The 19,481-nt window shown below is 69.2% G+C and carries 21 protein-coding genes; all 21 read left to right on the forward strand.

Annotated elements, in window-relative coordinates:
• The 21 genes from WC971_07990 (at position 1) to rpmA (ending at position 19,433) form a co-directional block, all read left to right on the forward strand.
• Positions 1 to 1,263, forward strand: a complete 1,263-nt coding sequence (locus WC971_07990; protein ID MFA5844753.1) for a Ni/Fe hydrogenase subunit alpha — start codon at positions 1 to 3, stop codon at positions 1,261 to 1,263.
• A gap of 139 nt (positions 1,264 to 1,402) precedes the next feature.
• Positions 1,403 to 2,704 (forward strand): electron transport complex subunit RsxC, encoded by a 1,302-nt coding sequence (gene rsxC, locus WC971_07995; protein ID MFA5844754.1) that lies wholly within the window; start codon positions 1,403 to 1,405, stop codon positions 2,702 to 2,704.
• Positions 2,701 to 3,705, forward strand: coding sequence for an RnfABCDGE type electron transport complex subunit D (locus WC971_08000; GenBank protein MFA5844755.1), 1,005 nt, complete (start codon positions 2,701 to 2,703; stop codon positions 3,703 to 3,705). Before rsxC ends, WC971_08000 begins: the two co-directional genes overlap by 4 nt.
• A complete protein-coding gene (locus WC971_08005) occupies positions 3,698 to 4,285 on the forward strand; it encodes an RnfABCDGE type electron transport complex subunit G (GenBank protein MFA5844756.1) in 588 nt (195 codons plus the stop codon). Before WC971_08000 ends, WC971_08005 begins: the two co-directional genes overlap by 8 nt.
• Positions 4,285 to 4,950 carry an electron transport complex subunit RsxE gene (rsxE, locus tag WC971_08010; GenBank protein ID MFA5844757.1) on the forward strand — a complete coding sequence of 222 codons (666 nt, stop codon included), beginning with the start codon at positions 4,285 to 4,287 and terminating at the stop codon, positions 4,948 to 4,950. The genes WC971_08005 and rsxE overlap by 1 nt, the downstream gene beginning before the upstream one ends.
• Before the next feature lie 17 nt (positions 4,951 to 4,967).
• Positions 4,968 to 5,570, forward strand: a complete 603-nt coding sequence (locus WC971_08015) for an Rnf-Nqr domain containing protein (protein ID MFA5844758.1) — start codon at positions 4,968 to 4,970, stop codon at positions 5,568 to 5,570.
• Between the two features lie 39 nt (positions 5,571 to 5,609).
• The gene (locus WC971_08020; protein MFA5844759.1) at positions 5,610 to 6,440 is read left to right on the forward strand and encodes an RnfABCDGE type electron transport complex subunit B; all 831 of its coding nucleotides are present in this window, start codon (positions 5,610 to 5,612) and stop codon (positions 6,438 to 6,440) included.
• Positions 6,437 to 6,799, forward strand: coding sequence for a NusG domain II-containing protein (locus WC971_08025; protein ID MFA5844760.1), 363 nt, complete (start codon positions 6,437 to 6,439; stop codon positions 6,797 to 6,799). The genes WC971_08020 and WC971_08025 overlap by 4 nt, the downstream gene beginning before the upstream one ends.
• Positions 6,765 to 7,337 carry a Gx transporter family protein gene (locus WC971_08030; GenBank protein MFA5844761.1) on the forward strand — a complete coding sequence of 191 codons (573 nt, stop codon included), beginning with the start codon at positions 6,765 to 6,767 and terminating at the stop codon, positions 7,335 to 7,337. The genes WC971_08025 and WC971_08030 overlap by 35 nt, the downstream gene beginning before the upstream one ends.
• Before the next feature lie 11 nt (positions 7,338 to 7,348).
• Complete coding sequence (gene radC, locus WC971_08035; GenBank protein ID MFA5844762.1) at positions 7,349 to 8,011, forward strand: DNA repair protein RadC; 663 nt, start codon at positions 7,349 to 7,351, stop codon at positions 8,009 to 8,011.
• A gap of 63 nt (positions 8,012 to 8,074) precedes the next feature.
• Complete coding sequence (locus WC971_08040; GenBank protein MFA5844763.1) at positions 8,075 to 9,115, forward strand: rod shape-determining protein; 1,041 nt, start codon at positions 8,075 to 8,077, stop codon at positions 9,113 to 9,115.
• 15 nt (positions 9,116 to 9,130) lie between these two features.
• Positions 9,131 to 9,985 (forward strand): rod shape-determining protein MreC, encoded by an 855-nt coding sequence (mreC, locus tag WC971_08045; GenBank protein ID MFA5844764.1) that lies wholly within the window; start codon positions 9,131 to 9,133, stop codon positions 9,983 to 9,985.
• The gene (gene mreD, locus WC971_08050) at positions 9,982 to 10,494 is read left to right on the forward strand and encodes a rod shape-determining protein MreD (GenBank protein MFA5844765.1); all 513 of its coding nucleotides are present in this window, start codon (positions 9,982 to 9,984) and stop codon (positions 10,492 to 10,494) included. Before mreC ends, mreD begins: the two co-directional genes overlap by 4 nt.
• Positions 10,491 to 12,410: a penicillin-binding protein 2 gene (gene mrdA / locus WC971_08055; GenBank protein MFA5844766.1), complete on the forward strand. Its 1,920-nt coding sequence runs from the start codon at positions 10,491 to 10,493 to the stop codon at positions 12,408 to 12,410. Before mreD ends, mrdA begins: the two co-directional genes overlap by 4 nt.
• Before the next feature lie 7 nt (positions 12,411 to 12,417).
• Positions 12,418 to 13,533, forward strand: coding sequence for a rod shape-determining protein RodA (gene rodA / locus WC971_08060; GenBank protein ID MFA5844767.1), 1,116 nt, complete (start codon positions 12,418 to 12,420; stop codon positions 13,531 to 13,533).
• Between the two features lie 23 nt (positions 13,534 to 13,556).
• Positions 13,557 to 14,453, forward strand: a complete 897-nt coding sequence (locus WC971_08065) for a hypothetical protein (protein ID MFA5844768.1) — start codon at positions 13,557 to 13,559, stop codon at positions 14,451 to 14,453.
• Entirely contained in the window at positions 14,431 to 16,260 is a 1,830-nt protein-coding gene (locus WC971_08070; GenBank protein MFA5844769.1) for a TIGR03960 family B12-binding radical SAM protein, read from the forward strand. The genes WC971_08065 and WC971_08070 overlap by 23 nt, the downstream gene beginning before the upstream one ends.
• On the forward strand, positions 16,253 to 16,945 hold the full coding sequence (locus tag WC971_08075; protein ID MFA5844770.1) for a TIGR03936 family radical SAM-associated protein: 693 nt from the start codon (positions 16,253 to 16,255) through the stop codon (positions 16,943 to 16,945). Before WC971_08070 ends, WC971_08075 begins: the two co-directional genes overlap by 8 nt.
• Before the next feature lie 15 nt (positions 16,946 to 16,960).
• On the forward strand, positions 16,961 to 18,448 hold the full coding sequence (locus WC971_08080) for an Rne/Rng family ribonuclease (GenBank protein MFA5844771.1): 1,488 nt from the start codon (positions 16,961 to 16,963) through the stop codon (positions 18,446 to 18,448).
• A gap of 79 nt (positions 18,449 to 18,527) precedes the next feature.
• Positions 18,528 to 19,139 carry a 50S ribosomal protein L21 gene (gene rplU / locus WC971_08085; protein MFA5844772.1) on the forward strand — a complete coding sequence of 204 codons (612 nt, stop codon included), beginning with the start codon at positions 18,528 to 18,530 and terminating at the stop codon, positions 19,137 to 19,139.
• A gap of 39 nt (positions 19,140 to 19,178) precedes the next feature.
• Positions 19,179 to 19,433 carry a 50S ribosomal protein L27 gene (gene rpmA, locus WC971_08090; protein MFA5844773.1) on the forward strand — a complete coding sequence of 85 codons (255 nt, stop codon included), beginning with the start codon at positions 19,179 to 19,181 and terminating at the stop codon, positions 19,431 to 19,433.
• Positions 19,434 to 19,481: the final 48 nt, after the last annotated feature.

Consider the following 19,481-nt stretch of genomic DNA (forward strand, 5'->3'; position numbering starts at 1 on the left):
ATGCCGAGCATATCTGTCGAGCACGTCGCCAGGATCGAAGGCCATGGGACCATCTCGGTCGACGTCGAGGGCGGGGCGGTCGCGTCGGTCCGCCTCGACGTCATCGAGCCCGCGCGGTACTTCGAATCGATGGTCGTCGGACGCAGGTTCGACGACATCCCGCTCATCACGTCGCGCATCTGCGGTATCTGCTCGCCGAACCATGCGCTGACGGCCATCAAGGCCCTCGAGGCCGCGCTGGGCGTCGAGGTGTCGCCGCGCACGCGTCTTCTGCGGAAGCTGCTCGTGTACGGCTCCTACCTGCAGAACCACGCGACGCACCTCTACGTCTTCGCCGCGCCCGACTTCGTCGGCCAGGCGAGCGTCCTCCCGCTGGCCGCATCGCATCCCGAGGTGGTGCGTCGCGCGCTGCGCATCAAGAAGCTCGGCAACGACCTCACGACGCTCGTCGGCGGCCGGCCGGTGCATCCCGTGACCGCGGTCGTGGGCGGGTTCACCTCCGAGCCGGACCAGCGCGATCTCGAGAAGATGCGCGACTCTCTGCTCGCCATCGCGGACGAGGCCCTCGAGACGGTCTCGCTGTTCGCCTCGTTCGAGGTGCCGGACTTCGCGACCTCCGGAGACATGCTCGCGCTCGTCGCCGACGACGACTATGCCATCTACGAGGGCGATATCGCGTCGCTCGACGGCGGATGGCGGCGCCCGGTCGCGGACTACCGCTCCATGGTGCACGAGGAGGTCGTCGCGCACGGCAACGCGAAGCACAGCACCGTGGACGGCCGGACCTTCATGGTCGGCGCCCTGCCTCGCATCGACCTCTCCTCGGGCCGGTTCGGCGCGCGGGCACGTCGCGCGCTCGAAGCCGCGGGGCTCGAGGTCCCCTCGCGCAACCCCTTCGCCAACAACGTGTGCCAGGCCGTCGAGCTCGTCGACGCGGCCGAGCGCTGCGCCGGCTACGTGGAGCGGATCCTCGAGTCGGACGGATCCTCGCTCCCCGTGCCGTTCGTCGTGCGAGCCGGATCGGGCGTCGGAGCGACGGAGGCGCCGCGTGGGACTCTCTACCACGGCTACAGCGTGGACGACGACGGCATCGTCACCGCGGGGGACGTCATCACCCCGACCGCCCAGAACCTCGCGAATCTCGAGTCGGACATGCGCTCCTTCGCCCCGACGGTCGTCGACCGGCCGCGCGAGGAGTTCACGCTGTTGATCGAGCAGCTCGTGCGTGCGTACGACCCCTGCCTCTCCTGCGCCGTGCACTGAGAGCGGGGGCATCGTCTTTACGCGGAAGGGCGGGCCGCACACCCGCCCTTCCGGATATTCCCGAATATATTTTGCAGGAGTCCGGCCGACCGGCTAGAATCCAATCCTCATATCGCGTCGGGCTCGCAAGGGGGTCTGTGTGGCAAGGAGCGCGTTCGCAGGTGGCGTCCATCCTCCGGCAGGGAAGACGGCGACCTCGGGGAAGCCGATAGAGCGCCCCCCGCTGCCGTCGAAGCTGTTCGTGCCGATGTCGCAGCACCTTGGCGCCCCGTGCGAGCCGACCGTCGCCGTCGGAGACCGCGTGGTCCGCGGCCAGCTCATCGGCAGCGTCGACGCGATGGTCAGCGCCCCCGTTCACGCGCCCGCCTCGGGCGTGGTCGACGCGATCGCGCCCGTCCTCCTCACGTCCGGAGTGCGCGCCCCCGCCGTCGTCATCGCGACCGATCCCGATCAGGACCTAGAGGCCTTCGAGCCGATCGCGCATGCCCATGACGTTCGCGCCGCGGTGCGTGCGGCCGGGATCGTCGGCCTCGGAGGCGCGGCGTTCCCGTCGGTCGTGAAGCTCACCCCGCCTAAGGACATGCGGCTCGATCTGCTCATCGTGAACGGCTGCGAGTGCGAGCCGCGCTTGACGTGCGACCATCGGCTCATGCTCGAGCACGCGGAGCAGGTCGTCTCCGGCTCCAAGGTCGTTGCCTCCGCCGTCGGGGCGGAGCGCATCGTCATCGCCGTCGAGGACGACAAGCCCGACGCTGTGGAGGCCTTGCGCGCGGCCGCCGACGGTGGCGTCGAGGTCGTCGCTCTGCCCGTGCGCTACCCGCAGGGCGGAGAGAAGCAGCTCATCCTCGCGATAACCGGTCGCGAGGTCGGACACGGCCAACTCCCGGCTTCCGTCGGCGCCCTCGTGCACAACGTCGCGACCATCGTCGCCATGCTCGAGGCCATCGAGAACGGGCGGCCGCTGATCGAGCGCGTCGTGACCGTCACCGGCGCCGTGAAGCGGCCGGGCAACTACCTGACGCTGCTCGGCACACTCGTGAGCGATCTCATCGAGGCGGCTGGCGGACTCGACGGCCCGGTGGGCAGGGTGGTCGCCGGCGGGCCGATGACCGGCGCCGCGCTGGGCTCTCTCGACGTCCCGATCGTCAAGGGGACGTCCGGCGTCCTGGCGCTGCGTCCCGACGAGGCCGCGCCGTGCGTCGACGGCGACCAGCCGTGCATCCGCTGCCGCCGGTGCGCCGACGCGTGCCCGATGGGGCTGTCGCCTTTCGCTCTCGGTACCTACGCGGACAGGCGCATGTGGGACAAGACGTCGGCTCTGCACACGCTCGACTGCATCGAATGCGGCTGCTGCAGCTACGTCTGCCCGACGCAGCGTCCGCTCGTACAGCTCATCCGCCTGGCGAAGGCCATGGCGCTGCTGCAGGGGGCGGCGCTGTGAGCGAGCAAGAGACGGTCCGCCTCCCGCAGGTCGCGCCTTCGCCTCACATCGCGGCGCCGGCGTCCGCGTCCGGGATCATGCTCGCCGTGGTCGCCGCTCTCGTCCCGACCGCGGTATGGGCCGTCTACAACATGGGCGCTCCGGCCGCGATCACGTTCGCGAGCGCGATCGTCGGGTGCATGGGGACCGAGGCGCTCTGGTGCGCGGTGGCGAAGCGCAAGCAGACGCTGCGAGACGGGAGCGCGCTGCTCACGGGCATCCTCCTCGCGATGTGTATGCCGCCGATGACGCCCTGGTGGATCACGTTCGCCGCGGGCGTCGTCGCGATCGGTCTCGGCAAGATGATCTTCGGCGGGCTCGGCTGCAACCTCTTCAATCCAGCGCTCGTCGGCCGAGCGTTCGCCGTCATCTCGTGGGCCGGAGTCATCTCCGAGAGCCCGGGCCGCGGATGGTTCCGCACGCTCGATCTGCCGGGCAAGGCCGGTCTCGACGCTGTGACCGGAGCGACGAGGCTCGCGCTCGCCGCCGCCGACCGCGCCGCGCACGGCGGATACGGCTACGACCTCTCGGCGCAGTACGCGCCGCTGCTCTGGCGCAACCTCGAAGGCTCGCTCGGCGAGGTCTCCGGCGCGCTCCTCCTGCTCGGTGGCCTCGTGCTGGTCGCCGCACGTATCGTCGATTGGCGCATCCCCGCCGGGTACATAGGCTCCGTCGCTCTGTTCTCGTGGCTGACCGGCTCGAACCCTGGGTTCGACGTGCTCGCCGGCGGAGTGCTCCTCGGAGCGTTCTTCATGGCGACCGACTACGTGAGCAGCCCGATCACGCGCAACGGCCGGCTCGTGTACGCCGTGGGGTGCGGGACGCTCGCTTCCTGCGGAAGGTTCTTCGGCACGTCGATGCCCGACACGACGACCTTCGCGATCCTGTTCATGAACGGGCTCGCGCCGCTGATCGACCGCGCATTCACTCCGCGTACGTACGGGTGGCCGCGCCGTGGATAAGACAGCGATCAAGCTCGTGGTCTCCACCACCGTCGTCTGCATCGTCGCGGCCGCAGGGCTCGGCATGACGTACGGCGTCACGAAGGACCGCATCGCGAAGATGGACCGCGAGGCCGAGGTCGCCGCGCTGCGCGCGGTGCTGCCCGACGCGAAGCGTTTCTCGAAGGTCGCCGCCGCCGAGGATCTCGCCGCCGCCAAGAAGGCTGCGGGCGAGGTCACGTTCGTCTCCGCATATAGCGCCAGTTCCTCGGGCGGGGACCCGGCGGGGTGGGGCGTCAGGGTCGCCTCCCGCGGATACGGCGGTCCTATGCAGCTGGTTATCGGATTGGATAGAGACGGGAAAGTGACGGGTGTCAGCATAGTCGCCATGAACGAGACGCCCGGTCTCGGCACCAAGGTCCTGACGGAGAAGTGGTTCATGCGACAGTTCACGAAGCTCCCCGCGGGAGCCAGCGACGCCGACCTCCGGAAGCTCGACGCGATCAGCGGGGCCACGAAGTCGTCGCGGGGCGTCAGGCATGGTGTCGAAGCGGCGGTACGTGTCTGGCGGGCGGCGTTCGGCGGGGGAGGCGGGAACTGATGGGCGCTTGGCGTAAGACCTTCATGGACGGTATCTCGCTCGAGAACCCGCTGACGGTGCTCATGATCGGTCTCTGCGCGACTCTCGCCGTCACGTCGAAGCTCGAGGGTTCGTTCTTCATGAGCATCGCCGTGATCTTCGTCCTCGTGATGAGCAACGTGCTGGTCTCCGCGATACGGAAGTTCACCCCCAACGAGGTGCGCATACCGATCTTCATCGTCGTGATCGCGTCGTTCGTGACGATCGTCGACCTCTCGATGAAGGCGTTCGTGCCGGGCGTCTACGCGCTGCTCGGCATCTGGATCCCCCTCATCGTCGTCAACTGCATCATCCTCGGACGTGCCGAGGCGTTCGCCTACCACAACACGGTCTGGCTCTCGATCGCTGACGGGCTCGGCATGGGCATCGGGTACTCGGTAATCATGGTGATGCTCTCCGTGGTGCGTGAGCTCTTCGGGACGGGCCGGATCGTCTTCCTCGGGGCCCAACTGCTGGCGTTGCCGGCATGGTTCAAGCCTCCCGGGATCCTGCTATCGTTCCCAGGCGCGTTCATCCTGTTCGGGTTCGTCATCGCGGGGTCGATAGCCTTGAACCGCAAGCTCAGGGCGCGCGCCAAGGCCAGCGGCCGCGAGATACCGCCTCCGCCGGAACCGGGGTGCTGCTGATGGGTACTCTGAGCCATATGGCACTGCTCTTCGTCGGAGCGGCGCTCATAAACAACATCCTGCTGACACGGTTCATCGCCCTGTGCTCGTTCTTCGGCATCAGCAACGACATGGACACGTCGGTCGGGATGAGCCTCGCCGTGATCTTCGTCATGGTCATGGCGTCGACGGCGACGTGGCTCCTGTGGAACGTGGTGCTGGCGCCACTCGGCGTCGGTGAGTTCCTCTACATACCCGCGTTCATCCTGATCATCGCGGCACTCGTCCAGTTCGTGGAGATGTACCTGCGAAAGGCGAGCCCGGCGCTCTACCGCGCCATGGGCATCTACCTGCCGCTGATCACCACCAACTGCGCGGTCCTCGCCGCGGCCACGGAGGTGGCGAAGCCAGGCTTCTTCAAGATGAACATGGCGTACAGCTACGGGTTCTTCGAAGGCCTCGTGTACACGATCGGGGTCGCCGCTGGGTACGGTTTCGCTCTCGTGAGCTTCACCGCTCTCAGGGAGCGTCTCGAGACCGCGCCCGTCCCGGCCGCGCTCCGCGGGATACCGATGGCGTTCATCACCGCGGGACTGTTGTCCCTCGGGTACGTGGGACTAGGCGGGTTGTTCGGGCTGTGAGCGGACGGACGCGGACGGAGAGACGCTGAAGTGGATCCGATGCTCGTCTTGAAGGCGGTACTCGTGCTCGCGGCGCTCGGCGCGTTCTCCGCGGCGCTGCTGGCCACCGCCGCGAGGCGTTTCCATGTCGACGTCGACCCGAAGGTCGAGCTGGTCTTCGAGGCGCTGCCGGGCTCGAACTGTGGGGCGTGCGGCAATCCGTCGTGCTTCGCCGTCGCCGAGCGCGTCTCGGCCGGCTCGCTGAAGGTCGACACGTGCGTCGCCGGCGGCCAGTCCGTCGCCGACGCCCTCGCGAAGGTCCTCGGCGTCACCGGGGTCGAGGTCGAGGCGTCGGTGAGCGTGCTCCACTGCGGCGGAGGCACCCGGTCGGCGCGTTCGTACCGCTACAGCGGGCTCCACTCGTGCAACGCGGTCGCGCGTCTCGCAGGCGGCCCTCTGCGCTGTCCCGCCGGATGCATCGGGTTCGGCGACTGCGCTCGCGCGTGCCCCTTCGATGCGATCATCATGGGCGACGACGGTCTTCCCATCGTCGACCTCGAGGCTTGTACCGGATGTGGCATCTGCGTGCGGGAATGCCCGCGTGCGGGGTCCCATCACCTTCTCGAACTCCTGCCTGTCGCCACCAGGGTCGTCGTCCGCTGCTCCACGCGCGAGCGCGTGAAGGAACGCCGCGAGAGCTGCCCGGTCTGCTGCATCGCGTGTAAGAAGTGCGAGAAGGTCTGTGATGTCGACGCGATCGTCGTCGTCGACGGTCTCGCCGTCATCGACCAGGCACTCTGTACGGCTTGCGGAGCTTGCATCGAGGAGTGCCCGCAGAACTGCATCGGACGTATCGACCAGGGGGCCTGTGCCGCGGAGGTCAGCGCTTGACCAAGTGGGATCGTGTCCTCGTGATCGCGATCGTGGTCTTGGCGATCACAGCCCTTCCGGTCGCGACCGCGCTGGCCGGTGGAGGCGCGAACCGCGTCGTGATCACCGGGCCTCACGGTCGCACCGTCCTTCCGATCGGTGTCCCGCGCCGCGTGACCGTCGAAGGGGCGCTCGGGCCGGTCGAGGTCGTCATATCCGACGGAGCGGCCCGCGTCACCGAGTCGTCGTGTCCCGACAAGCTGTGCGTGCGCTCGGGTCCGATCGCCGCTGCGGGTCATGCTGTCGTCTGTGCTCCCAACGGCGTCACCGTCGTCGTAGGTGGTGATGAGCGTGGCGTCTTCGACGCCGTCGTTCGCTAGCCACGTCGTGGTCGCCGCCCCGCGCAGTACTGGAGCGCTCGCGCGCGCCGCATGCCTGCTCGCGATGGGTTCGGTGCTCGGTCTCGTCGAGAGCTGGCTCGTCCCCGCGCTCCCGCTCCCAGGCGTGCGACTCGGGCTCGCGAACCTCGCGGTGGTCCTCGCCATGGTGCTCGTCGGGGACGGTCGGGCCCTGGCCGTCTCGATCGGGCGGGTGATCATCGTGGGCGCCGCGACGGGCTCTCTCGGCGGCCCGGGGAGCGCTCTCGCCGCGGGCGGCGCCCTGGCCGCCTGGACCGTGATGGTCGCGCTCCGTCGTCTCGGCGGGGAGCGCTTCTCCGTGGTCGGCTGGTCGGCGGCCGGTTCCGCCGCCCACGTGCTGGCGCAGATCGGCGTCGCGTGCGCGCTGGCCGGATCGTTCGCGCCGCTGTTCGTCGCACCCGTGTCCGTGCTGGCCGGGCTCGTCTTCGGCGTCATCATCGGCTATCTCGCCCTGCTTCTCCTCTCCCGCATCCCCCTCGCCGCGTACGCGTCTCGGTGAGAGGAGGGGCCATGGCGCCCCGGCTCGGAGGGTTGGCCCGCTCGCCGCGGGAACTGCTGCTGTGCGGAAGGGCCGACGCGCTCTCGGACGCCGGATTGCTCTCCGTGCTCGTAGGTGAGGACGGCGACGAAGCGGGACGGGCGATACTCGAGGCACACCCGCTGCCCGACGGACTGTGGCGGGCGTGCGCCGAGGACCTGCAGCGATGCGCCAGGGTCGGGCCCGCTCGCGCCGCTAGAGTGATAGCCGGCATCGAGCTCGGCAGACGCGTGTCGGCGTGGCCGAAGTCCGTGAGGCCCCTCGTGTCCTCTCCCGAGGACGTCGTGAGGTTGTGCGGCCCTCAGCTGCGCGGACTCGATCGCGAGCACTTCTGGGCGCTGGCCCTGAACACGAAGAACCAGCTGTTGCGGGCGTTCGAGGTCTCCGTCGGGAGTCTGAACGCGTCGATCGTCCATCCGCGGGAACTCTACAAGGAGGCCGTCCGTGTCTCGGCCGCCTCGCTGGTCGTGGTGCACAACCACCCGAGCGGCGACCCGACGCCGAGCGGTGCGGACATACAACTCACGAGGCGGCTCGTGAAGGCCGGCGACGTGCTCGGGATCGAGTTGCTCGATCACGTCGTCGTCGGCGACGGCGAGACGCACGCGTCCTTGCGCGAACTGGGCGTGATGTAGGGGCTGCGACGTGCTGTGCTAGACTTTACGGGTCCGGACGGCCCAGTCCCGGAGGGGGCCTGCGTGTCGCTCATCGACATGTTCTTCAACTCGTGGGGCGGCGACATGGCCGTCGACCTCGGCACCGCGAACACGCTGGTCAGCGTTCGCGGTAGAGGCATCGTCCTGATCGAGCCGTCCGTCGTGGCGGTCGAGAAGGACACCAAGCGCGTGCTCGCCGTCGGCATCGAGGCGAAGCGCATGCTCGGTCGCACGCCAGGCTCGATCGTCGCCATCCGTCCGCTCAAGGACGGCGTCATCGCCGACTTCGAGGTCACCGAGGCGATGCTGCGCTACTTCATCAACCGCACCCGCGTGAAGCGCTTCCCGTGGCAGCCGAAGCCCCGGGTCGTCGTCTGCGTCCCCTCGGGCGTCACCGAGGTCGAGAAGCGCGCCGTCTTCGAGGCGACGATGCAGGCCGGCGCGCGGCACGCGTACCTGATCGAGGAGCCGATGGCCGCGGCGATCGGCGCGGGGCTGCCCATCCAGGAGCCGACCGGCAACATGGTCGTCGACATCGGCGGCGGCACGACCGAGGTCGCGATCATCTCGCTCGGCGGCATCGTCGTGGCGCAGTCCATCCGCATCGGCGGCGACGAGTTCGACGAGGCGATAATCGCCCACGTCAAGCGCGAGTACAACGTGCTCGTGGGCGAGCGCACCGCTGAGGAGATCAAGTTCGAGATCGGCTCGGCCCATCCGCTGCCCGAGGAGCTCGACGTCGAGGTCCGCGGTCGCGACCTGCTCACCGGGCTCCCCAGGACGATCCAACTCTCGTCGGAGGAGATCCGCACAGCGGTCGAGGAACCGACGCAGGCCATCGTCCAAGCCATCAAGGCGACTCTCGAAGAGACGCCGCCGGAGCTGTCCAGCGACATCATGGAGTACGGTATCGTGCTCACCGGCGGAGGCGCCCTGCTCAAGGGGATGGACGAGAGGTTGCGAATGGAGACGGGGATGCCCGTGCACGTCTCCGAGAACGCGCTCATCAACGTCGTTCTCGGTTCGGCGATGGCCCTCGAGGAGATCGACGTCCTCAAGAAGGTCCTGACGGTCTCCCGCTAGGGAGCGTCCGCCGAGATGCGCCTGGCAGACACCGACACGAGGAAGGGGAGCCCGGCGCTCCTCGCCGTTCTCGTAGTCGTGTCGCTCGTCGTCACGACGGTCTACTTCCGCGAGGGCCCTCGCGGGCCTCTGCGCCGTGCCCGGACGATGGCGCTTGCGGTCTCTCGCCCGCTGCTCGCGGTCGGCGACGGCGTGACCGCTCCGTTCCGCGCGGTGCGCGGCTTCTTCGCGGGCATGGGCGCGTCGCGTTCGGAGATCGAGACCCTGCGACGCCAGAACGCCGAGTTGCGCACGCGTCTCGCCTCGCTCGAGGAAGCGCGCCAGGAGAACGACCGGCTGAGGGCCCTCGTGAACTTCGCCGAGGCGAAGAAGTTCGCCTCTCTCGGCGCTCGGGTGATCGGCCGCCCGACCGACCCGTGGATCGGCGTCGTCACCATCGACCGTGGGACCGCCGACGGCATCCGGAGCGGGATGCCCGTGCTGGCGGCGCAGGGGCTCGTCGGGCAGGTCCTGGACGTCTCGCGCCACATTGCGCGCGTGCGCCTGATCACCGACCAGGAGAGCGGCGTCGCGGTCCTGGTGCAGTCGACGCGCGCCGTCGGCGTCGTCCGCGGGTCGATCGACCGCCGCCTCTCGCTCGACTTCGTCGACGCCTCGACCCTTCCGACCGTTGGCGACGTCGTGGTCACCTCCGGTCTGGGCGGCGTATACCCGAAAGGCATCGTCGTGGGGGACGTGACCGACGTCGAGAGGCAGCGGGGCGATCTGTATCCGACCGTCGGAGTGCGCTCGAGGGTCCCCATCGATCTCATCGAGGAGGTCCTCGTGCTGATAGGGCCGTCCGTCTCGACCGGGGGTGGGGGAGAATGAGCGGTGTCGCGGGTCGCGTCGCGCTCGGTGTGCTCCTCGCCGTCACGCTGCAGCTGGTGATCGGCTCCCACCTGACGATCGCTGGTGTCGTCCCCGATCTCCTGCTCGTGGCGACGGTGACCGTGGCTCTCGCGTCCGGCTCCAGCGCGGGCGCGGTCGCGGGTTTCGCCGCGGGCGTGCTGGCGGACCTCATCGGCAGCGGACCCTTCGGCGCGTCGATGCTCGTCATGACGGTCGTGGGCTACCTCGCGGGTTCGCTCCAGGCGAGCCTGTTCGCCGAAGGATGGCTCGCTCCCGTGACCGTCGTGCTCACGGCGAGCCTGCTGAAGGAGGCCTCGTACGGCCTGCTGCTGGGAGTGCTCGGCGTGGGGGGCCCGTTCTGGCGGACGCTCTCGCGGGTCGTGCTCCCGACAGCGGCGTATACGACCATCGTGGCGGTGATCGTCTACCCGTGGGTGTCGCGGCTCCTGCGCCGCGAGCGATCGGTCGCGACTCTCGGCCGGCTATGACCACGTTCCGCGATCGTCTCAAGCCCCGCTTCGCCGCTCTCGGCGTCGTGGTACTCGTCGTCTTCGGCAGCCTTCTCGTCCGCTTGTGGGCGATGCAGGTGGTCGCGGGCGATGCTTTCGCCCGCCAGGCGGAGAACAACCGTATCCGCGAGATCACGGTCGACGCGCCTCGCGGCCGGATCCTCGACCGCAAGGGCCGTCTCCTCGTGTCGAACCGTGCCGTCCTGGGAGTGACGCTCGATCCCTCGAGCGACGCGGTGAGGGGCCTTGTCGCCCTCGCTCAGAACTCCGACAAGACCGACGATCCCACGCCGGCGCAGCTGGCGAAAGCGCTCGGTCCGCTCGCCGCGCGTCTGAAAGTGACGCCCGCTGTCGTCTTCGAGCGGCTGCTCACCTCGAAGGTCGAGGCCCACAAGCCGCGCGTCGTCGCCATCGACGTGCCGATCGCCACGGTGAGCTACATCCTCGAACACCAGCCGGACTTCCCGGGAGTGGGCGTGGAGGAGCTCGGGGTGCGGCAGTACCCGTTGGGGAGCCTGGCGGCTCACGTCCTCGGTTACACGGGCGAGATCTCCGAGCAGCAGCTCGCCGATCCCGACCTCTCCGGCTACCATCTCGGCGACGTCGTGGGCAAGACCGGCGCCGAGCGCCAGTTCGAGAGCGTTCTCCAGGGCGACAAGGGAGTGCGGCACATCGAGGTCGACGCGGCGGGCCGGTTGCGGCGCGTCGTCGACAGGACCGACCCCATCCCCGGCCGGGACGTCGTGCTCACCCTCGACATCGACATCCAGCGCATCACCGAGGAGGCTCTCGCTGGGGCGCTCTCGGAGGCACGTCGCCAGAGGTTCTACAAGGCGCGCTCGGGCGCCGCGGTCGTCCTCGACGTGAAGACGGGCGAGGTGCTCGCGATGGCGAGCGCCCCGACCTACGATCCCGCGCTGTTCATCGGTGGCATCGGGTCCGTCGAGTGGAAACGCTTGAACGCGCCGAACAGCGAGTACCCGCTCAACAACCGGGCGATCATGTCCGCGTATCCGCCGGCCTCGACGTTCAAGGCGATCACGGGGCTGGCCGGGCTGCAGAACAAGATCACGAGCGAGTACCGGCTCTACGATTGCGCGGGGCGCTGGACCGCGATGGGCGAGCAGTGGCCCAAGTGGTGCTGGAAGCGCACCGGGCACGGCTCCATCGATTTCGCGAACGGTATCGAACAGTCCTGCGACACGGTCTTCTACGAGATCGGCTACGCGTTCTACAAGAAGCCCGGTGAGAAGTTCCAGGCTTTCGCCCGGGCGAGCGGTTTCGGGAGCGTCACCGGGATCGACCTTCCCGGAGAGGTGCCGGGGCGTGTCCCCGACGCCGCCTGGAAGCGGGCCTTCAACAAGGACTATCCCGAGTACCGCACGTGGCTGCCGGGCGACACCGTGAACATGGCGATCGGGCAGGGCGACCTGCTGGCCACGCCGTTGCAGCTCGCGGCCGGGTACGCGGGGATCGCGAACGGCGGCCGGGTCATGCAGCCGCACGTGATGCGCAGGGTCCTAGACTCGGCCGGCAAGACCGTGCTCGTATCGCGCTCGAAGGTCGCGTACCGCATACCGGCGTCGGCCGGGGTCCTCGGTGTCATGCGTCGCGGGCTCGTGTCGGTGACGGAGAACGGCACGGCCAAGGGCGCCTTCCGGGGATTCAAGGCGACCGTCGCCGGCAAGACCGGCACGGCGGAGGTCCGCGGCAAGGACGACTACGCGCTGTTCGCCGCGTATGCGCCCGCCGAGTCCCCGCGCTACGCGGTCGTGGTCATCATCGAGCAAGGCGGACACGGTGGTTCGGTCGCCGCGCCCGCGGCTCGCCGGATCATCGCGAAGCTGCTGGGGCTGCCGACGACCGCCGTCCGCGCGACGGACGCATCGAGGTAAGGCGGACATGGAGAAATCGACTTCTCGGCGAGTACGCGACGCGGTCAACGCGCCGCTGCTGCTCTGGGTGGCGCTCCTCGTGGTCTTCGGGACCGTCGTCGTAGCGTCGGCGCTGCCGGAGGGCGCGGTCGGCGAGTCTATGCTGCGCAGGCACGTCGCGGGCATCCTCGTCGGGCTCGTCCCGCTCGCCGTGGCTTGGTCGTTCGACTACACGCAGTTCGAGCACTGGCTCGGTCCGCTCGCCGTGTTCGGCGCCATCCTCGTCGTGTCGCCGAGGATCCCCGGCCTGGGAGCGAGCGCGAAGGGCGCCACGTCGTGGCTCCAGATAGCTGGCGTGCGCCTGTTCCAGCCCTCCGAGCCGGCCAAACTCGTGATGATAATCGTGCTTGCCGCGGTGATCGCGCACTACAGGGGGCGCATCGACACACCCAAGGACGTCGCTCGCGTCATGGGCTTCCTCTTCGTCCCGCTCGCGCTCATCCTGGTCCAGCCCGACCTCGGCACAGGGCTGGTCTTCGTCGCCATCGCCATGGGGATGTTCCTCGTCGGCGGACTGGGCCTGCGCTGGTTCGCGGTCTTCGCCGTGGTCGGCGCGCTCGGCGTGCTGCTCGTGCTCAACACGCACATGCTCAAAGGTTACCAGGAGGACCGGCTGCTCGTCTTCGTCGACCCGACGCGCGACCCGCGCGGCGCCGGCTACAACCTGGCGCAGTCGAAGATCGCGATCGGCTCCGGCGGCCTGACCGGCAAGGGGCTCGGCTCGGGCACGCAATCGAACCTCGACTTCGTTCCCGAGAGGCACACGGACTTCATCTTCGCGGTCCTGGGGGAGGAACTGGGCTTCGTCGGGGTCGCGGGCTTGCTCGCGCTCTATCTCCTGCTGCTCGTCACGGCCCTGGACGTCGCCACGTCGTCACGCGACCTCATGGGAGCGCTCATCGTCGCGGGGGTCATCAGCATGTGGACTTTCCAGATACTGGAGAACATCGGGATGACGGTGGGGATGATGCCCATCACGGGCATCCCGCTGCCGTTCATGAGCTACGGCGGTTCTTTCATGGTCACGAACCTGGCCGGAACGGGTATGCTGCTGTCCGTGTGGTCGCGCCGCTACGGCACCTGACGGGCGCGACGGAAAGGACCACCGTGGGCCTCCCTATCGATCCGCGTGACCTGCTACGTTCGGCGAAGCGCCTGAGCGAGGACCGCGACGCCGCGCTGACGTTCGAAGTGCTCGTCGAGGGAGACGCGCCCGACGCGCTCCTCGACGCGCTCCAGGCGGCCCTCGTGCCCCGTACGGCGAAGGCGCGCGTCGCCGTCGCCGCGCTCGGGGACGCGAAGCCGGCCGCGCCGGCGCCCGACGCGCTCGTGCTCGTGCTCGGTTCGGGCGCCGCCGCCGCGGTCTCGGCGGCCGACGACGCGCGCCGTCGGGGCGTGCCGGTCGCCGTGGTCGCGCTGCGCGAGGACGCCGAAGCGCTCGCGGCGTCGCTCGGCGAGCCCATCGAGGACGTCATCGCGTGCGATTCCGCCGATCGCGCGGTAGAGCTGCTCGCCCGGTGGTTCGTCGACCGGGTACCGGAGAAGCGTCTCGCCGTCGCGCACAACTTCACCTTCGTCCGGCGCGCGGTCGCCGGCACCTTCGTGCGCGCCACCGCCTGGCAGAACGGCGCGATCGGCGCTGTCGCGATCATCCCCGGCGCCGACCTTCCACTGATGACGGCGAACCAGGCGAAGATGCTCCTCCAGATCGCCGCTGCTTACGGGCAGCCTCTGAGCGCCGAACGCGTGCGGGAGCTGGCGGTCGTCGTCGGGGGTGGCTTCACGCTGCGCGCGGTCGCCCGGCAGTTCGTCGGGCTCGTCCCGGGATTCGGCTGGGCGGTCAAGGGCGGCATCGGATACGCGGGCACGGTCGCGATGGGCGAGGCCGCTATCGCCTACTTCGAGCAGGGAGCGGACCTTCGCGCGGTCACCCGCCGCGTTCTCAAGGTCCGTGCCAAGGCCATAGGCGACGGGATCTCGGATGACGGTCCGTCCGCGGGCTGACCTGTGGCCGCGGCTCGAGCCGCTGCTCTCGGGGGTCGAGCGGCCCGCGCGATACGTCGACCGCGAGTGGGGCGCGCGCCACGATGAGTCCGAGTACGTCGTCGGTCTCGTCTACCCGGACACCTACGAGCTAGGCATGGCGAATTCCGCGCTCGCGATCCTCTACGAACGGCTGAACGCGCTGCCGGGGGTCTCGGCCGAGCGCGCCTACGTGCCATGGGTCGACATGGCTTCGGCGCTGCGCTGTGCCGGCGTCCCGCTCCCCACGCTGGAATCGTGCGCGCCGCTTCGAGACTGCGATCTCGTCGGGATCACCCTGCCCTACGAGCTCACGTACACGAACGTGCTGGAGGTCCTCGACCTGGCGGGGATCCCCCTGCGCGCCGCCGATCGCGGCGCCGGAGATCCGTTCGTGATCGGAGGCGGGCCCTGCGCCTTCCAGCCGGAGCCCGTCGCACCCTTCTTCGACGCGATACTCCTCGGCGACGGCGAGGAGGCGGTCGTCGATATCGTCGAGGCCCACCGCAAGGCGCTGTCCTCCGGCGCCACTCGCGAGTCGACGCTGCGCGTGCTCGCCGAGGTCCCCGGCGTCTACGTGCCGTCTCTGCACCTGCCGGGTAGCGCCGCCGTCGTGTCGAAGCGCGTGCTCGCCGACCTCGCGGCGACGCGGGCGCCGGTGTGCCCGGTCGTGCCGTTCGTCGAGGCCGTGCACGACCGTGCGACGGTCGAGGTCCTGCGCGGTTGCAGCAGGGGCTGCCGGTTCTGCCAGGCGGGGATGGTCTATCGCCCCGTCCGGGAGCGGTCGGCGGACGGGATCGTGCGCGACGTCATGGCCGCGCTCGCGTGCACGGGCTACGAGGAGGTCTCGCTGACCTCGCTGTCGACGACCGACCACTCTCGCATCGAAGAGGTGCTCCGCCGCCTGACCTCGAGGCTGCGCGGCATGGGCGTGACCGTCTCCCTCCCGTCGTTGCGCGTCGACTCGTTCGGCATCGAGCTGGCGCGGCTGGCGTCGGGAGGCGGGCGCAAGAGCGGGCTCACGCTCGCTCCGGAGGCGGGCACGCAGCGCCTTCGCGACGTCGTGAACAAGAACGTGTCGGAGGAGGACCTCATCGACGCGGTGAGGGCCGCCGTCGGCTCCGGCTGGAGAAGGGTGAAGCTCTACTTCATGATCGGCCTTCCCACGGAGACCGACGAGGACGTCGCCGCCATCGGCTCTCTCGTCTCCCGCGTTGTCGCGACGGCGCGCGCTCAGGTGGCGCCGGGCGAGCGGGGAGCGCTGCGCATCGCTGTGTCCGTGTCGACGTTCGTCCCGAAGGCGCACACGCCGTTCCAGTGGGAGGTCCAGCCCGGTCTCGAGGAGATACGCCGCCGCCAGGGAGTCTTGCGCGACGCGATGCCCCGCAAGGGGGTCGAGCTCTCGTGGCACGACCCGGAGGTCTCGTTCCTGGAGGCGGCCTTCGCCCGCGGCGGGCGCGAGCTGTCCGACGTCGTCGAGGCCGCGTGGCGCGCCGGCGCTGTCTTCCAGGGGTGGAGCGACCACTTCTCGCTGCCGAGGTGGGTCGCCGCGTTCGAGAAGTGCGGACTCGACGCCAAAGAAGCGGCGTCCGCGGTCCGCGTCCCCGGCACCGCACTCCCGTGGTCGCACCTGTCGGCCGGTCTCGACGAGGTCTTCCTCCTCGAGGAGCGCGAACGCGCGCTGCGTGGCGAGCGCACGGGCGACTGCGCGGCCGAGGGATGCGTGGAGTGCGGTGTGTGTCCCGCGCTCGGCGCGGACGTGCGCATCGAGGGCGAGCGCCGTGGGTAACGGGCTGTTCCGTCTCAGGATCTGCTTCTCGAAGACGGGGCGTCTGCGCTGGTTGGCGCACCTGGAGGTCGTGCGCGCGTTCGAGCGCGCGGTGCGCCGGGCCCCACTGGAGTATGCTGTGACGCAAGGGTTCAACCCGAAGCTGCGGATAGCCTTTGGGCCGGCGCTGCCGGTCGGTACGGCCGGCGAGCGCGAGTGGGCGGATGTCTGGCTCACTCGGCACGCGCCCGCCGCGGGGCTGCTCGAGAGGCTTCGGGAGGTGTCGGCGCAGGACCTGGCGCCGATCCAGGCGGGGTTCGTGGCACCGGGCGGGGCGTCTCTCTCGGCGGTGCTGACGGTGGCTAGATACGAGGTCGTCGTGGAAGGGGACGATATCGGCAAGGACCGGATGCAAGCGGCGCTGGACGCGGTGCTCGCGACCGGCGAGCTGGCGGTGGAACACAAGGGCAACACCAAGGTTTTCGGTCTCGCGCTCAGTCTCCCGGAGGAGCCCAGCGCGAGCACCGTCGAAGGGCGGACGGTGGTGCGCGTCACGACGCGCATCGGCGAGCACGGCTCGCTCCGCCCCGAAGCCCTCGTGACCGCCTCGATCGCCCGTGCGGGACTCGCAGGCGCCGTCCGATCGGTGGCGCGGACAGACCTGCTCGTCGAATGTGAGGACGGGGTCGCGCGTCGCCCGTTGTGACGGGAGTCGCGACCGATGACGGTCACAGTGCGCGAGATGCTCATCTCGCACGACATGAGCGAGACGCGCGTCGCCCTGCTCGAGGACGGCAAGCTCGTCGAGCTCTACATCGAACGGCCCAAACGCTCGGTGGTGGGCAACGTCTACCTGGGCAGGGTCAAGGACGTCCTGCCGGGGATGCAGGCGGCATTCGTCGACATCGGGCTGGAGAAGAACGCCTTCCTCTACGTCGACGAGGTCGTGGCGCCCGAAGGCTTCGAGGACGTGCCGCGCCGGGACATCCAGCAGCTGCTCAAGCCCGGGCAGCAGGTGATGGTGCAGGTCCTGAAGGACTCGATGGGCACGAAGGGCTCTCGCATCACCACCGAGATCTCACTCCCGGGGCGCTTCCTCGTGCTGATGCCGTTCTCCGAGTTCGTCGGTGTCTCGCGCAAGCTTCCCGAGGAGGAGCGCGACCGCCTCTACGAGATCGTCGCCCCGCTGGTCCCGCAAGGGCTGGGCGTCATCGTGCGCACCGCCGCTCAGGGCAGCTCCGCGCGCGACGTCGCTTCCGACATGGAGTTCCTGCTGCGCCTGTGGAAGCGCGTTCGACACCAGGCGAAGGAGGGGCTGGCCCCCGAGGTCGTCTACACGGAGATGGACCTTGCGCTGCGCCTCGTGCGCGACGTCTTCAACGAGGACTTCCGCCGGCTGATCATCGACGACAAGCAGGTCTTCGAGAAGGTCGTCTCCTTCCTCAAGAAGACGTCGGGCGAGCTCGTGCGTCGCGTCATGTTGCACAAGGAGCGCGTGCCGCTCTTCGACTTCTTCGACCTGCAGCCGACGATCGACTCGGCGCTCTCGCGCTCGGTCGAGCTGCACAGCGGCGGTCACGTCAACGTCGACCGGACCGAGGCGCTGACGGCCATCGACGTGAACACGGGCAAGTTCGTCGGGAAGCACAACCTCGAGGAGACGATCCTGCGCACGAACCTCGAGGCGGCGGACGAGGCCGTCCGCCAGCTGCGCCTGCGCGACATCGGCGGGATCATCGTCATCGACTTCATCGACATGGAGGAATCCAGGCACCGCACGGAGGTCTTCGCGCGGCTCAATCGCGCGCTCGAGGCCGACCGCACGAAGACGCGCGTGACCGAGATCAGCCGCCTCGGGCTCGTCGAGATGACACGGAAGAACGTCACCGAGGGCCTCTACGGGATCCTCACCGAGCAGTGTCCGTGCTGCCACGGGGAAGGCCGCGTCCTCTCCGACGTCACGAAGCGGATCATGGTCGTCCGCCGCATGCGCGAGATCCTCGAGGGAGGCCGCTCGCCCGCGTACCTGTTCGGGCTCCATCCGGAGACGTACGCCCTGGTCAGGGCGCCGGGCCAGAACGCGATAGCGACGCTTCGCGCCGAGACGGGCAAGCAGGTCGAGATCGTCACCGACCCAGACACCGAGCCCACGGGGGTGAGCATCCTCATCGAGGGGAAGGCCGGACTGTTGAAGCGGGCGCTCGAGTAGGCTGCGGGCCGTTTGACGTGCAGGAGAGCAGGTGCTAGCATTTCCCCTCGCGTATCCACCCGAGAGTGAGGCTTCAAGGATGTATGCTGTCGTCGCCACCGGCGGGAAGCAGGTCAAGGTAGAAGAGGGGTCCGTCACCGTCGTCGAGAAGCTCGACGTGCCGGTGGGCGGGACACTCACCCTGCCTGCGATCTTCGTTGCCGACGGGGAGGGCATCCACGTCGGTGCCGGCGCCGCGAACGCGGCCGTCACCGTCGAGATAGTCGAGCATTTCAAGGGCGAGAAGTCGGTCATCTTCAAGTTCAAGAAGCGCAAGGGCTACAAGCGCCTCAAGGGACATCGCCAGAACCTCACCAAGATCCTCGTGACGGGCATCGCGCTCGACGGCGCGAAGCCGGCGAAGGCCGCGAAGGCGAAGGCCGAGCCGAAGGCGCCCGCAGCGAAGAAGCCGGCAGCCGCGAAGAAGGCTCCCGCCGCGAAGAAGCCGGCCGCGAAGAAGCCGGCGGCAGCCGCCAAGAAGCCGGCAGCCGCGAAGAAGCCGGCAGCCGCGAAGAAGCCGGCCGCGCCGAAGAAGGCCCCGGCCGCCAAGAAGCCGGCCGCAGTGAAGAAGGCCCCGGCCGCGAAGAAGCCGGCGGCCGATGAGAAGCCGAAGCGCGCCACGCGCAGCAAGAAGGCGGACGCCGAGGGCTAGCGCCCTTCTTTTCCGGATCTGGAAGGCAGGTCGTAGGTCATGGCCCACAAGAAAGGTCTCGGCTCGACGAAGAACGGCCGCGACTCCAAGTCGAAGCGACTCGGGGTCAAGCGGTTCGCCGGCCAGGTAGTGACGGCCGGGTCGATCCTCGTGCGTCAGCGCGGCACCGCGCTCAAGCCCGGCAACAACGTCGGCCTCGGCCGCGACGACACGCTGTTCGCGCTCATCGACGGCGTCGTCGATTTCACGCGCGGCAAGGACCGCCGCGTGCACGTGCGACCGGCGGAGGCCTAGCCGCCGACCGTCCTCGAAGAAGCGAAGATGACCTCGACGGCCCTCCGC

The organism is Coriobacteriia bacterium, from assembly GCA_041658765.1.
GTDB lineage: Bacteria > Actinomycetota > Coriobacteriia > Anaerosomatales > JBAZZO01 > JBAZZO01.